This is a genomic window from Bacillus sp. 204(2023) (genome assembly GCF_037027505.1).
Taxonomy (GTDB): Bacteria; Bacillota; Bacilli; order Bacillales; family Bacillaceae; genus Bacillus; species Bacillus subtilis.
This window is the reverse complement of record NZ_JAXCHE010000003.1, coordinates 139,826-154,512: the sequence shown is the minus strand read 5'-3', so window position 1 is coordinate 154,512 and position 14,687 is coordinate 139,826. Positions and strand designations below refer to the sequence as shown.

At 45.5% G+C, this 14,687-nt stretch carries 13 protein-coding genes and 1 pseudogene; 4 read left to right on the top strand and 10 right to left on the bottom strand.

The window, feature by feature from the left end; all coding sequences use genetic code 11:
- Positions 1-89: 89 nt before the first annotated feature.
- Entirely contained in the window at positions 90-851 is a 762-nt protein-coding gene (locus tag WA279_RS08100; protein WP_336154979.1) for a class I SAM-dependent methyltransferase, read from the top strand.
- 27 nt (positions 852-878) lie between these two features.
- On the opposite strand, the gene WA279_RS08095 is transcribed toward WA279_RS08100, so the two are convergent.
- A complete protein-coding gene (locus tag WA279_RS08095) occupies positions 879-1,439 on the bottom strand; it encodes a shikimate kinase (RefSeq protein WP_003246473.1) in 561 nt (186 codons plus the stop codon).
- Between the two features lie 277 nt (positions 1,440-1,716).
- Here WA279_RS08095 and tmrB point away from each other — a divergent pair, with 277 nt between their 5' ends.
- On the top strand, positions 1,717-2,310 hold the full coding sequence (gene tmrB, locus WA279_RS08090) for a tunicamycin resistance ATP-binding TmrB (protein WP_336155217.1): 594 nt from the start codon (positions 1,717-1,719) through the stop codon (positions 2,308-2,310).
- Positions 2,311-2,359: 49 nt separating this feature from the next.
- Here tmrB and nadE read toward each other — a convergent pair whose 3' ends face one another.
- Positions 2,360-3,178, bottom strand: a complete 819-nt coding sequence (gene nadE, locus WA279_RS08085; protein ID WP_336154976.1) for an ammonia-dependent NAD(+) synthetase — start codon at positions 3,176-3,178, stop codon at positions 2,360-2,362.
- Between the two features lie 129 nt (positions 3,179-3,307).
- The gene (locus tag WA279_RS08080; RefSeq protein ID WP_003246345.1) at positions 3,308-3,904 is read right to left on the bottom strand and encodes a DUF1989 domain-containing protein; all 597 of its coding nucleotides are present in this window, start codon (positions 3,902-3,904) and stop codon (positions 3,308-3,310) included.
- Positions 3,905-4,033: 129 nt separating this feature from the next.
- On the opposite strand from WA279_RS08080, the gene WA279_RS08075 reads away from it, so the two are divergent.
- Entirely contained in the window at positions 4,034-5,374 is a 1,341-nt protein-coding gene (locus WA279_RS08075) for an amino acid permease (RefSeq protein WP_336154972.1), read from the top strand.
- A gap of 1 nt (position 5,375) precedes the next feature.
- Here the strand turns inward: WA279_RS08075 and WA279_RS08070 are convergent, their stop codons facing one another.
- The 3 genes from WA279_RS08070 to WA279_RS08060 all read right to left on the bottom strand — a co-directional run bounded on the left by WA279_RS08070 (position 5,376) and on the right by WA279_RS08060 (position 7,374).
- Entirely contained in the window at positions 5,376-6,137 is a 762-nt protein-coding gene (locus WA279_RS08070; protein WP_336154970.1) for a YqcI/YcgG family protein, read from the bottom strand.
- Positions 6,138-6,206: 69 nt separating this feature from the next.
- Positions 6,207-6,836: a LysE family translocator gene (locus WA279_RS08065; RefSeq protein ID WP_003246469.1), complete on the bottom strand. Its 630-nt coding sequence runs from the start codon at positions 6,834-6,836 to the stop codon at positions 6,207-6,209.
- A gap of 73 nt (positions 6,837-6,909) precedes the next feature.
- A complete protein-coding gene (locus tag WA279_RS08060; protein WP_014475735.1) occupies positions 6,910-7,374 on the bottom strand; it encodes a MarR family transcriptional regulator in 465 nt (154 codons plus the stop codon).
- A 112-nt stretch (positions 7,375-7,486) separates the two neighbouring features.
- On the opposite strand from WA279_RS08060, the gene bmr3 reads away from it, so the two are divergent.
- A complete protein-coding gene (gene bmr3, locus WA279_RS08055) occupies positions 7,487-9,025 on the top strand; it encodes a multidrug efflux MFS transporter Bmr3 (protein ID WP_003234681.1) in 1,539 nt (512 codons plus the stop codon).
- Between the two features lie 44 nt (positions 9,026-9,069).
- Here bmr3 and WA279_RS08050 read toward each other — a convergent pair whose 3' ends face one another.
- The 4 genes and pseudogenes from WA279_RS08050 to WA279_RS08035 all read right to left on the bottom strand — a co-directional run bounded on the left by WA279_RS08050 (position 9,070) and on the right by WA279_RS08035 (position 14,597).
- Positions 9,070-10,695 carry an L-lactate permease gene (locus tag WA279_RS08050; RefSeq protein WP_336154967.1) on the bottom strand — a complete coding sequence of 542 codons (1,626 nt, stop codon included), beginning with the start codon at positions 10,693-10,695 and terminating at the stop codon, positions 9,070-9,072.
- Between the two features lie 31 nt (positions 10,696-10,726).
- Positions 10,727-11,692, bottom strand: coding sequence for an L-lactate dehydrogenase (locus tag WA279_RS08045; protein WP_336154966.1), 966 nt, complete (start codon positions 11,690-11,692; stop codon positions 10,727-10,729).
- 176 nt (positions 11,693-11,868) lie between these two features.
- Positions 11,869-13,848 carry an alpha-amylase gene (amyE, locus tag WA279_RS08040; protein WP_336154965.1) on the bottom strand — a complete coding sequence of 660 codons (1,980 nt, stop codon included), beginning with the start codon at positions 13,846-13,848 and terminating at the stop codon, positions 11,869-11,871.
- Between the two features lie 147 nt (positions 13,849-13,995).
- Positions 13,996-14,597: pseudogene (locus WA279_RS08035) on the bottom strand (DUF6773 family protein).
- Between the last annotated feature and the right edge of the window lie 90 nt (positions 14,598-14,687).

The window sequence follows — 14,687 nt, the reverse complement described above, 5'->3', positions numbered from 1 at the left end:
TTTTCATCATTTTTATATCTTGGACGAATCATAACAGAAATTGCTAACATAATCCATATCATCATTTACAAAAGAAGGAGCTGGTTCAAATGACAAATGAAACACCGTTTTCTAAAAACGCCGAGATGTATCGGGATGAAAAGGTATTTGCCGAGGGGGAAGATTTGGGGTTGATGATCAAAACGGCGGAATGCCGGGCAGAGCATCGAGTGCTGGATATCGGAGCGGGCGCCGGCCATACGGCCCTGGCATTTTCTCCTTATGTACAGGAGTGCATCGGTGTTGATGCGACGAAAGAGATGGTTGAGGTTGCGTCCTCCTTCGCGCAAGAAAAAGGAGCTGAAAACGTACGCTTTCAGCAAGGAACGGCAGAGTCACTCCCCTTCCCCGACGATTCATTTGACATCATCACCTGCCGATACGCAGCCCACCATTTTTCAGATGTCCGCAAAGCTGTCAGAGAGGTTGCACGCGTACTAAAACAGGACGGACGTTTTCTCTTAGTTGATCATTACGCGCCTGAAAATCCCGTTCTTGATGAGTTTGTCAATCATTTGAACCGGCTTCGAGACCCTTCCCATGTTCGAGAAAGCTCATTATCAGAATGGCAGTCGATGTTCAGCGCCAATCAACTGGCCTATCAAGACATCCAAAAGTGGAACTTGCCGATTCAATATGATAGCTGGATCAAACGAGGCGGAACTCCCGCTGACCGGGAAAAACAAATCATTGCCCACTTGAACCACGCATCAGACGAAGCACAAGACACGTTCTGCATTACATTAAACCAAAACGGACAGCCCATTTCCTTTTGTTTAAAAGCGATTTTGATACAAGGGATAAAACGATAAAAAAAGCCGTGCGCTGCGCACGGCTTTTTACATCGGCTGATAAAGATCCCAGCCAATTTTTAATGTCTCAACAATGTAATCGGCAACCTCTTCCGGGGAAAGGTTGTCTGTTGCCACTTTTGAATTGTGCTTGTCATAAATGACTTTTCTTTCGTTAAACAGCTGTTCCATTTCATCCATTGAACGGTTATGCAGTACAGGGCGGCTTTCGATCAATAAATCCGCGCGCTGCTTCCAGTTCTCCCATGACAGGTCAAGATGAAGCACGAGACAGTTTTCCAGACAGCAATTTCTGATTTCTTCTTGTTTAAAAGATCCCCCGCCCAGAGATACGATTTTGAATCGTTTATGATGGCAGATGTCTAAAATATATTCCTTCTCCGTTTTCCGGAAAAAGTCTTCTCCCTTTTTCTCAAATATCTCAGGAATTGACATATTGAAATCCTTTTCGATCTGCTGGTCAATATCAATAAAATCTCTATATAATTTTTTAGCGACCAATTGGCCGATTGTTGTTTTTCCTACACCCATGAATCCGATCAGGACGATATTTCTTTCTCTTACTGGGATGGCTCGTTTAGCGTTCATCTTCGGCGAAATCCTCCTAAGGAATGAAATTTTATCTTCATTATATGCTTATTTAGCTAATATTTATATAGATACCGGCTTTACCGGTCAAGCTTATAGTGCGCTTTGTTGTTTAGCCATTTTTGCCTGAATGACATTCATTGTACAACATTTCTGCAGATATTTTAATACTTCGACGCAAAAAAGCATTAAAACCTTCCGCCTTTATTGTTTTTCCAGCTGACTCTTCGATTGAAGGGTCTTTTTCTGTATGATGAATAGGAAGGGAGAAATGGCGATGATCATTTGGATAAACGGGGCATTCGGTTCCGGAAAAACACAAACAGCCTTCGAACTGCACAGAAGGCTGAACCCATCTTACGTGTATGATCCCGAGAAAATGGGTTTTGCGTTGCGCTCCATGGTGCCGCAGGAGATCGCAAAGGACGATTTTCAAAGCTATCCCTTATGGCGGGCGTTCAATTACAGTTTGTTAGCTTCTCTGACAGATACATACCGCGGCATCATTATTGTGCCTATGACGATTGTACATCCTGAATACTTCAATGAGATCATCGGCAGGCTCAGACATGAAGGCAGGATCGTTCACCACTTTACACTAATGGCTTCAAAGGACACCTTGTTAAAAAGGCTGTGCACCAGAGCAGAAGGAAAAAACTCATGGGCCGCCAAACAAATTGACCGCTGCGTTGAAGGTTTATCATCACCCATTTTTGAGGACCACATTCAAACAGACAACCTGTCGATTCAGGATGTGGCAGAGAACATTGCCGCGAGAGCCGAACTCCCATTAGATCCTGATACAAGAGGCAGCCTCCGAAGGTTCGCCGACAGATTAATGGTCAAGCTGAATCATATCCGCATCAAATAAAGCTTCTGTACACGACAAAAGCCCGCTCCGAGAGCGGACTTTCTTCAACTTATTTCCACCAGTCATCAAACATAGACGCCGGAACCTGGCGTTTATGTTCAGTCATGCTGTAGCGTTTTTCCAGCGCTTCTGATACTTTCGCTGATACTTCTTTTCCTTCGAGATAATCGTCAATCTCGTCGTAGGAAATGCCAAGCTCTGATTCATCCGACTGCTGCGGTTTTTCGTCGAGCAGATCGGCAGTCGGTTCTTTTAAGTATAAGCGTTCCGGTGCACCCAGCTCTTTCAGCAGGGTTCTTCCCTGGCGCTTCGTCAAGCCTGTCAGCGGCAGGAGGTCTGCTCCGCCGTCACCGTACTTCGTAAAGAAACCAGTCACTGCTTCAGCAGCATGGTCTGTTCCTAACACAAGAAGGCCTTCCTGGCCGCCGATCGCGTATTGCGCGATCATTCTTGTTCTTGCTTTTACGTTTCCTTTATTAAAGTCAGTCAGCTGATCGCCTGTTTCCTGCTGATACTGATCAGAAAAAGCGCTGACTGTCGATTTAATATCAAACTTCCATGATTTATCCGGCTTAATAAACTTCAAAGCAAGCTGGGCATCGTCTTCATCCTGCTGTGTGCCGTGCGGAAGACGGACAGCGATAAATTGAGCGTCGCCGCCCTCCTCGCGAATGCTCTCCACCGCAAGCTGAGCGAGTCTTCCCGCAAGTGTTGAATCCTGGCCTCCGCTGATTCCCAATACAAAGCCTTTAGCACCGGTTTTCTTTACATATTGTTTTAAAAAATTGACTCGGTCCTCAATTTCTTGCTTTGGATCAATTGAGGGCTTCACATGTAACTCACGCATAATCTTTTCCTGCATGCTCATCCCAATCATTCCTCCTGTACATTTTCCCTTGTTACTGATCATTTCCCCAAATCAATGAAAATGAATCATGACTGTTATGTATCCCTATTAAATATAGCACAGGTCTTCATTCACAGTGAACAAGAGAGATCAGCTGACTTCAACCCGTATGGATGTCACACTGTCGCCATTGCATTTCCCTTTTTCAATCGGGCAGGAAGAAAACGCGACAATTAAATCCATCTCCGCCCTGAGCCTTACATAATCTCCGGCATTCGAAAGCGGCGTTTCCACAGACAGATTCCCTTTTTCATCAAGGACAGTATTCATAAAAATCGCAAATGGGTAATGCATGTGAGGCTTCGGTACGCCAAACTGCTCAAGCGCACGGTTCATATTGTCATAGCACGTATCCTGAAACTCATCCTTTTGCTTCCCATATAAGAGCCTGTTCATATCAGGACGGCAGGCGGGCAGCAGCAGATCATGCTTGCCGACCGTATCTTCAATCAGGGTTAACATCGGCTTATACAGGTTGGAGTAGAGATGGTCGTTGACCTTCACATGAATGGAGTGATTGGCGTCTATCGTCGCTCCCTGATCAAGGTGTTCATAAAAATCCTTGGCATGGTATGCGACAAAATCAGCCACCTGCTGCCCTTCTACATCAACCACCTTTAAAATCTGCCCCTTTTTCAGCTTCAGTCCAAGCCCTTTTTTCGGCTCCACAATATATTGCTGTGTCATTGGTTTGCTCCTTTTTTCATTAGTATGAGCGTCCGCTTCCTTCTCCATGTAAAAAGAGGCAAAAATCCGATGTATATAAGCTTCGGACAGATCACAATCTAACCTTAGATAAAAGGGGTTGAATAAATAATGAGCCAAACAAAAAAAGACCAGCCAAAAGGGAATCTGGCTTGGTGGCAGCTGTCACTGATCGGAGTCGGCTGCACGATTGGAACAGGCTTTTTTCTCGGTTCCAGCATCGCAATTGTAAAAAGCGGTTTTTCCGTTCTCCTTTCATTTCTGATCGCAGGGATCGGTACGTATTTTGTCTTTGAACAGCTCGCCAAGCTGTCGGCGAAGCAGCCGGAAAAGGGCTCGTTTTGTGCGTATGCCCGAAAAGCATTCGGCAAATGGGCAGGCTTCAGCAACGGCTGGGTGTACTGGTCATCAGAAATGCTGATTACCGGAAGCCAGCTGACAGCCATTTCGCTATTTACGAAGCATTGGTTTCCTCAAGTGCCGCTATGGGTGTTTGCCTCAATCTACGCGGTACTGGGGCTCCTTATTATTTTCACCGGCCTGTCCGTCTTTGAAAAAACAGAAAACGTGCTGGCAGTCATTAAAACAGCTGCTATTTTTATGTTTATTGTCATTGCCATCCTGGCTTTATGCGGTATCCTGTCCGGCGGAAATCATGGCATACATGTTCCAAATAAGACGAGTGAGTTTTTCCCATACGGCGCCATGGGGTTGTGGACAGGTTTAATCTACGCGTTTTACGCTTTTGGCGGAATTGAGGTTATGGGGCTGATGGCGGTTCACTTAAAAAAACCTGAGGAAGCGTCTAAATCAGGGAAACTGATGCTGGCAACGCTGGCGATTATTTATATCATTTCAATCGGGCTTGCTCTGCTTTTGGTTCCGTTACACGCGTTTACTGAACAGGACAGTCCGTTCATTACATCATTAAAAGGATATAACCTTGAGATCATCCTTGATATATTTAACGGAATTTTCATCATCGCCGGGTTCTCGACCCTTGTCGCTTCGCTTTTTGCCGTTACGACATTGCTTTGTACAATGGCTGATGACGGCGACGCGCCGAAATGCTTTACTCTAAAGGAAGGCAAAAAAATATGCTGGCCGGCACTTGGGCTGACGTTTGCGGGGCTTGTCCTCTCCATTATTCTGTCGTTAGTGCTGCCTAAAAACATTTATGAGCATATGACAACAGCTGCGGGGCTTATGCTTTTATACACTTGGCTGTTTATCCTGTTCTCCAGCAAAAAGCTGACTGATCCCGAGGGCATGGGAAAAACGCAAATTTATTTAGCTATGGTTCTGATTGCTGCAGCTGTGTCCGGTACATTGTTTGAAAAATCAAGCCGGCCCGGTTTTTTCGTCAGCATAGGTTTTCTCGTGATCATCGCCATCGTTACCATAATCTATCAAAAAAAGCAGGGTCATAAAGACCGCCCTGCCAGCTCGTGATTTATTTCATTTTGTTGAACATGTTCTTTAAATAAGAAAACGGGCACTTCGATACCTGTTTTTCGTCATCACGGAGGAAATACTGCTTCCATTCACGATTATCCTTTCCTCCGTACCAGCCTAATTGCGGGTGAATTGGAGCCTGATCATAGGCCTCTAAACGAGATCGGATCAGCCTGCTCATGTTACGGCCAAATGCAGTTGATCCATTTAGGTCCTCAAACACCCACCTTGGCTGAAACGTTATCATAAAAAAAGGAAAGCTTCGGCTTTTTCTCGCCTCGTGCGCCGGTGTAGCGCAGAGAAGAAAGTACGGCTCGCCGTCAAAACAAAACTCCCATTTATAATGCTCGGGATCGGCCGGAATGTCTTCCGGCCATTCTTTTTCGTCTTGATGACTCAGTCTATTTAAAAAGCGCCAAAACAGCTCTTCATACGCTTCAATCGAATAGTGCTCAGCCAAATCTTCCGGCGTATCAAACAACACAACGAAGGATGCGTATTTTCCCGTGTCCCGCGATATCTTGCCGTACTCCGCAAGCAACGGAGCCAGGTCCTCCGCTGTACGGTTTTCCCGCGGATCTCCTGCAAAAGCAATCCGAAGCTGATCAGTCAGAAACGCCTGGCGTCCGGGAATGCACGGAAACATATCCGCTTCGTCCCCCAGCGTTTCTGCCAGCAGCTCAAAAGCGATTCTTTGCCATTCCGAGAGCTCATCTTGACTACGTTCCAGAAAACTTTTGGTGTAAATCCCATTCACCATTGATCCACCTCCAGTATCATCTGGATACTATATTAAAACTGGAAGCGGAAGGTGACTGTCCTTCATGAATCAGCCCAATAACTGTTTGATGCCCTGATAACCAAAGTAAAAGCCAAACACAAGGAGGGATACACCGGCGATTCCGGTCAATCCTCTCAATAGCTTTTCATGAAGCAGGTTTCTGAACGTACTGGCTGTGATAGCCATGCAGAAATCCCAGATTAAAATGCCGATCATGATGCCGGAGCTATAGATTAGAAGCTGATTCATATTGTAGGCCTCTGCTGTTTTCGCAAGAATGCTTCCGTAAATTCCAAGCCAAAAAAGGATGCTCAATGGGTTTGACAATGAAATGAGAAAACCCGATGCGAATGTTTTTCTGTATGACGGTTTCCCTCGCGAGCTTCGCACATCCATCGGTTCTCTGACGTTTTTCAGCGTTTCAATTCCGGTATAGGTCAGGACAAAAAAGCCGAACAGCCACAAAAACGTTTTCACAAATGGAGCGGTCAAGAACTGCGACAGCCCGAAATAGATAAAAAGCATGTACAGCCCATCCGCTGTCATGGCGCCTAAACCGAAAATCCATGCATGCCAAAAACCGTTTTTAATTCCTTTGTCTATTTGCGCCGCATTCACTGGCCCCACAGGCGCAGACAAGGACAGTCCCAGCACAATATAGCTCAAAAAAATGTTCACCGGCCCGTACTCCCTTCTCTTATGTAACTTGTACAATTTATTCGGGAACGGGCCAAGCTATGCACAAATTCACTTACTGTTTCAGACGTTCAAGCTCTTCCTCCATAATATCGGCGGCTTTGCCTACAAAACTAAAAATGAGTTCCAGCTCCTCTTCCGTATATTCGCGGCACAACTCCATCGTCGACTCAGACAAAGGACGGAACAAATCCTTTATATGTTTTTTCGAAGCAGTCAAAGGGACGATTACGACTCTCCTGCGATCGTTCGGGTCCTTTTCACGAGCCACATACCCCGCTTTTTCCAGCCGGTCAACCAGTGCCGTGACTGACCCCGTGCTGAGGCCGGTTTTTTTCCCCAGTTCTCCGGCCGTCATCGGACCTGCTTCATTTAAAATGTCAGCTGATTTCAAATCGGTGGGAAACAGACCGAGAGCTTGAGCGGCTGCCTGATGAAACAGAACCGTTCTTGTGCCCAGTTTTCGAAAAAGCTGAACAGCAGTCTTTTCCAACTCACTTCTGGAATTTCTTGTTGACAACTGACAGTCCTCCCTATAAAATCGAGTTTATCTTGATAATCGAGATATTCAATGATCAAACTATTATCATGATATCAGAACTTACATAGAAAAGTAAGAGGAGGTAGAACAAATGGACACAACAACAGCAAAACAGGCTTCCACCAAATTTGTGGTCCTCGGTCTCCTGCTGGGCATCTTGATGTCTGCAATGGACAATACGATTGTTGCCACCGCGATGGGCAATATCGTAGCCGATCTTGGAAGCTTCGATAAATTTGCCTGGGTGACGGCATCCTATATGGTGGCGGTTATGGCTGGCATGCCGATTTACGGCAAGCTTTCCGATATGTACGGCCGAAAACGTTTTTTCCTGTTTGGACTTATTTTTTTCTTAATCGGTTCTGCTTTATGCGGGATTGCCCAGACGATGAATCAGCTGATCATCTTCCGGGCCATTCAAGGGATAGGAGGCGGCGCGCTCCTGCCGATTGCCTTTACCATTATCTTTGATTTGTTTCCGCCGGAAAAACGCGGAAAAATGTCCGGCATGTTCGGTGCTGTATTTGGATTATCCAGTGTTCTTGGTCCGCTCTTAGGCGCGATCATAACAGATTCGATCAGCTGGCACTGGGTGTTTTACATCAATGTGCCGATCGGCGCATTGTCATTGTTTTTCATTATTCGCTACTACAAAGAATCTCTGGAGCACAGAAAGCAGAAAATAGACTGGGGCGGCGCGATTACCTTAGTCGTATCCATTGTATGCCTGATGTTCGCCCTTGAGCTTGGCGGCAAAACATACGATTGGAACTCCATTCAGATCATTGGGCTGTTTATTGTATTCGCCGTTTTCTTCATTGCCTTTTTTATTGTGGAGAGAAAAGCAGAAGAGCCGATTATTTCTTTCTGGATGTTTAAGAACCGCTTGTTTGCCACAGCGCAGATTCTCGCTTTTCTGTATGGCGGAACATTTATTATTTTAGCGGTATTTATTCCGATTTTCGTTCAGGCGGTCTACGGCAGCTCGGCGACAAGCGCGGGCTTCATTCTGACGCCGATGATGATTGGATCAGTCATCGGAAGCATGATCGGCGGGATCTTCCAAACGAAGGCAAGCTTCCGCAATTTGATGCTGATATCTGTTATAGCTTTCTTTATCGGCATGCTGCTTCTTTCCAATATGACGCCTGACACAGCACGGGTATGGCTGACAGTCTTTATGATGATTTCAGGCTTTGGTGTAGGCTTTAACTTCTCCCTGCTGCCGGCGGCATCGATGAATGATCTTGAACCTCGCTTTCGGGGAACAGCAAACTCTACAAATTCATTTTTGCGATCATTTGGCATGACCTTAGGCGTCACCATTTTCGGAACGGTGCAAACAAACGTATTCACGAACAAGCTGAGTGACGCCTTCAGCGGTATGAAAGGCTCAGCGGGATCAGGCGCTGCGCAAAATATTGGCGACCCGCAGGAGATATTCCAAGCGGGAACACGTTCCCAGATTCCTGATGCGATCCTGAATCGCATTATTGACGCGATGTCATCAAGTATTACGTATGTCTTTTTGCTCGCTTTGATTCCAATTGTCCTCGCGGCGGTTACCATTTTATTTATGGGGAAAGCCAGAGTGAAAACAACAGCCGAAATGACAAAGAAAGCAAATTAACATAAAAAAAGCAGTACATGCTGGGCATGTACTGCTTTTTTCTATTACACTCCTAATCTTGCAAGAATAAACGTCCATATACAAATGATCACTAACAGAATCAGGCTGTACGCCACTGTCCTTTTAAACAGTTTAGATTCCTTGCCTGTTTGGCCTACCGCTGCGGCAGCGATGGCGATAGATTGAGGAGAAACAAGTTTCGCCATGACACCGCCCGCCGTATTTGCGGCTAACAGCAAGTCTGAACCCGCACCGATCTGCGCTCCGGTGACAACCTGCAAATGGCCGAACAAAGCGTTATTGCTGACAACAGAACCGGTGATAAACACGCCAATCCAGCCGAGAACAGGACTGACAAACGGGAACAGGTCTCCTGTTTTCGCCAATGCTAACCCAATTGAAGAGCTGAGCCCTGCGAAGTTGGCCAGATTGGCAAACCCCATCACGAAGCAGATCGTCATAATCGGCACCCACAGCTCTTTTCCTGTCTCCTTCAGGGAAGCAAAGGCATCCCGGGAGGAGAACTTATTGCTGAACAGCCCTGTCACGATGACCGCCGCTAAAATCGCTGTACCAGTCGCTGACAGCAGATCAACTTTAAAGACTGCATCTAACGGCATGGCAGATGGCGCGATCGGCGGCATTTTCATAATTTGCTGATGCAGAAAAGGCATTTTGAACAGGAGCGTTGATTGATATAACAGTCCGCCTTCTTGGAAAAGCGCTTTGAAGGCAGGAAGGCTCCAGATGGTGATCGCCGCAGTTAAAATGTAGAAAGGAGACCACGCTTTCGCAATGTCAGCGGCACGGTATGCCTTTTTCTCACCAGCATCGCCGGCCCCTTCCTCGCGGTAAATCTCTTTCGGCTGCCATTTGCGGAGGAAGAGGGCAAGCCCGCCCATGCTGAATAAGGCCGCCAAAATGTTTGCTAATTCCGGCCCGAGCACCGCCATTGTCAGTGTCTGAACCGCTGTATACCCACCGCTTACAACCAGAAGAGCGGGCCATGTCTGTTTGATTCCTTTCATTCGGTCTAATAAGAATACAAGCAGGAATGGTATGAAAAATGAGATCATCGGCAGTGTCCACATTAATGTCCGTGACAGCTCAAGAGCAGACAAATCACCAATCTGCGCCCCTGTGATGACAGGAATCCCGATCGCCCCAAAGGCTCCGGAGGCGGCGTTTGCAATCAAGCAGAGCGCCGCCGCTTTCAACGGTTTAAAACCAAGTTCGACGAGCAGCGCCGCACTAATCGCAATCGGAACACCAAAACCAGCCGCGCCTTCTAAAAACGCATTAAAACAAAAACCAATTAATAATAGCTGTAATCGTTGGTCAGGCGAAATGCCGGCAATGCTGGACCGAATAATGGTAAATTTCCCGGTTTTCACTGCGATTTTATACAGCCACACCGCCATCAGGACGATGTAGCCAATAGGCCACAGCCCGCTCCCGATTCCTAACAAAACAGAAGAAATCGCTTTTTCAACCGGCATATGAAATGCCCAAACGGAGACGAAGAAACTGACGGCTAGGGTAAGAAATGCCGCAAGAATGCCTTTCATTTTCAAAACAGTTAAAGCCAAAAGAAAAAAGAGAATCGGAGTGAGCGCCACAAGTGCGCTCACATACTCGTTTCCAAACGGATCATACAACTGCTCCCACATTGACAATCAGCCCTTTACTCTAAAGTTGCGGTTAGTTGACTTTTTGTTCTGCAAAATGAGGTTTTAAAATGTTTTTAAGGACGCCGGCGCTGTGAAGGAACTGTTCTTTTTCTATCTCGTTCAAGTTCAGCTCAGTGATACCTGCGATCCCTCCGCGGTTCACGACAGCCGGCACACCGATGTACACGTCCTCTGCACCGTATTGCCCGTCCAAATATGTGCTGACAGTTAATATGCTGTTTTCATTATGCAGAATGGCTTTTGTAATGCGAGCAAGACTCATCGCAACCCCATAATAAGTCGCGCCTTTTTTCTCAATGATATGGTAAGCTGCGTTTTTCACATCATCTACAATTTGGTCCAGCTCCTCTTGTTTGTACGCATCGTTTTTCTCAACGAGTTCACTGACCGGCACACCGCCGACATTCGCGTGGCTCCAAACAGGAAGCTCTGTGTCGCCGTGCTCTCCGATAATATGCGCGTGCACGTTTTGAGGCGCTGCGCCAAAGTATTCACTCAGCATGAAACGGAATCTCGCAGAATCTAGTGTTGTGCCGCTTCCGATCACCCGCTCTTTTGGCAGGCCGCTGAATTTCCATGTTGCGTAAGTCAGGATATCAACCGGATTTGTCGCGACTAAGAAAATGCCGTCAAATCCGCTCGCCATGACTTCACTAACGATGCCTTTGAAAATCTTCAAGTTCTTTTCTACTAATTCAAGGCGTGTCTCACCAGGTTTTTGGTTTGCTCCTGCGCAAATGCAGACAATATCAGCATCCTTGCAGTCTTCATATGTTCCGTAAGATGTTTTGACCGGTTGTGGCGCAAACGCCTTTCCGTGGTTTAAATCCATCACATCGCCCATTGCTTTTTCTTTATTTACATCAATGACCACAAGCTCATCTGTGATCCCTTGGTTAATTAACGCAAATGCATAACTGCTTCCAACAAAACCCGCTCCGATTAAAGCTACTTTATTTACATGTTTGTTCATCATTAATCATCCTTCCAGGGTATGTTTCTCTTTGATGTCTTTTTGTTTGTGAAGTATTTCACATTTATATTGTGCAACATTTCACAAACTTTTGCAAGAGAAAAGTTTTGTCTGATTTATGAACAAAAAAGAAACCATCTATGATGGTTTCTTTCGGTAAGTCCCCTCTATCATTGCCCTCAATGAGGAAGAGAACCGCTTAAGCCCGCGTCATTATATAAACCATTTTGCACGTAATCAAAGCCAGGCTGATTCTGGCCAGGCACTTGGGCGCTGCCATTATTAAAAATCACTTTGGCGTTGGTTGTATCCGTATCCGCAGGCAGCATCAGCGTGTAAATTCCGTCTGCATTTTTAGTCATTGGTTTTCCAGGCCAAGATCCGGTCAATTCAATTGCCCCGCCCCCATCATGTTTATAGATATAAGCATTTACCTGGCTCCAATGATTCGGATTTTGATAGCCGATGGTTTTGGCCGAAGCTGGATCTCTTTTAACAAAGCTGTATTCCTCGGTCCTCGTTACACCATCACTGTTCGTTCCTTTTAACATGATGGTGTATGTTTTGCCAAATGGATCTCCTTTTCCGATTGTGAATTGATCTCCATCCTTAAACGCTGTCTCTGGTCCATTATTGATTTCATAAACGGCTTTTGTTGTATTCGCATCTGCACGCAAGGTAATCGTCAGTTGATCATTGAAAGAATGTGTTACACCTGTTTTGTAATTCTCAAGGAAAACATGAGGCTCTTTTGCAATATCATCAGGATAAAGCACAGCCACAGATCTGGCATTGATCGTGCCTGTCAGTTTACCATCATTCACTTGAAATGAACCCGCCCCAGCTTTATTATCATACCTGCCATCAGGCAATTTTGTTGGCGTATTGATAGAAACAGAGGAAGAACCTGCATTTGCCAGCACAACGCCATGTGAGCCGCGCTGATTCATAAATATCTGGTTGTTTCCATTCGGGTTCGAGAGTTCCTCAGGCTGTCCAGCCATCACATTGTGAAATCTATTGACCGCAGTGATAGCCTGATCTTCAAATAAAGCACTCCCGCGATCGCCTATTTGGCTTTTCCCCGGGAATCTCACACCATTTCCGCCTCCCTCAGGTCTGGAAAAGAAAAGAGGCGTACTGCCTGAACGAGAAGCTATCACCGCCCAGCCTAAACGGATATCATCATCGCTCATCCATGTCGACTCTTCATCATCATTGGCATACGTATCATGCGATTCTACCCATGTCACTAGCTTGTCCGCAGACACATCTGATGCATAGTGGGAGATATTCGACACGCCCAGATTACGATTCTTTAAAGCGGACCTTATGGAATGCCCATAGTTAGACGCTGTCACATTCATATAATTCGCATATGAAGCATCTCTTGAAGCACTATCCTGCAGGATTTCTCCGTATTGGAACTCTGCAGATGTATTTGTGATATTCGGCCAAAATTGACTGCCGTAACTGCCATCATCCGGAAGCTCTATATGTTTGGCGGCATCAAATCGAAAACCGTCTGCCCCGTCATTCAATGCTCTTTCTAAGAACCGTTTCAAATAGGACTGTACTTGTGTATTTTGTGTATTCCAGTCATACAGCCCGAGCAATGCATTCTGCGTGACATCCCATCGATCAGACCAGTTTTTAATTTGTGTGTTTCCATGTGTCCAGTTTGGAATACTCTTAATCTCATTGGAAATCGCGGCATAGTCACTGGTGGTATGATTGATGACCGCGTCAACAATAACCTTTATGCCATATTCTTCAGCGGCTGCACACATTTCTTTAAATTCTTGTTCAGTTCCTAAGTAACGGTTGCCAATTTGGTACGATGTCGGCTGATAGAGCCAGTACCAGTTCGACATGTTTTTATTTCCTTGGTTCCCTTCCTTGACTTGGTTAATCGGAGACGTCTGAATCGCTGTATATCCTGCATCATGAATATCCTTCATATTGTGTTTTAACGTATTGAACGACCAATTCCAAGCATGAAGAATGGTTCCGCTTTTGATCGACGGTGCTGTAAGCTCATTTGATTTGTTAGCCGTTTCAGCATTCGCAGCCGTTGGTCCTGCCAGAACCAAATGAAACAGCAATAAAAATCCAGCGAATAACGGCAGTAAAGAGGTTTTGAATCGTTTTGCAAACATTCTTGACACTCCTTATTTGATTTTTGAAGACTTACTTCGGAGTCAAAAATCCCTCTTACTTCATTCTTCCGCTTCCTCCTTTCAAACTGATGTGAAGACTGGAGAATTTTGTTAACGCTTACATTTTAAATTATCACAATCACTCTATCAAAACAACTTGGCAGAGTGAATACAAATCAATGTTCCTATAAAAAAAGCTGCCCGAAACTGTGAACGCTTCCCTCGCTTTCCAAACAAAAAAAGAAACCATCTATTTTTCAAGATGATTTCTTTTTTACTTCTTCTTTTACCGCTCTTCTGTAAGCCAGCTTCACAATCACATACCGAAGCAGAAACAGAACGCCGCCGCAGACGATAAAAAGAAGAATCATTTTCAGCCAAGCGAAGAATGTATGGGGAATCCCCCTGTCGTACATCGTAAGCACCACTACCGCAAAGGCGACCGCAATTGATTCTATTCGCTGCTGCTTCACCCGTTTTTGCAGTTCTTCTTTGGTGTCTATTCTCGGCATGAGCATTCCGGATGCCGCAGCCCTAATGCAGTAATATAAGATAATGATGAACAAAAACACAAGGCTTGCAGCCCATTCTTTAAACGGAAATTCAAACATAATGCCGCGGATGATCACATCAAGCAGCGCAAATGCTCCCGCTATCATCCCAATCTCCGACCAGATTTTTTGTTCTTTTTCTTTTACTCTCTTATTTTTCCCATTCACGCCTGAAAGTCTATTACGCAGATTATTCATGACCTTCCTCCCGCACTTTTACGAATGGCTTATGGCTTACATGTTACAATAACAGCCTGCGCTTCTGCAATGAATAACTCAAAAGCCCGC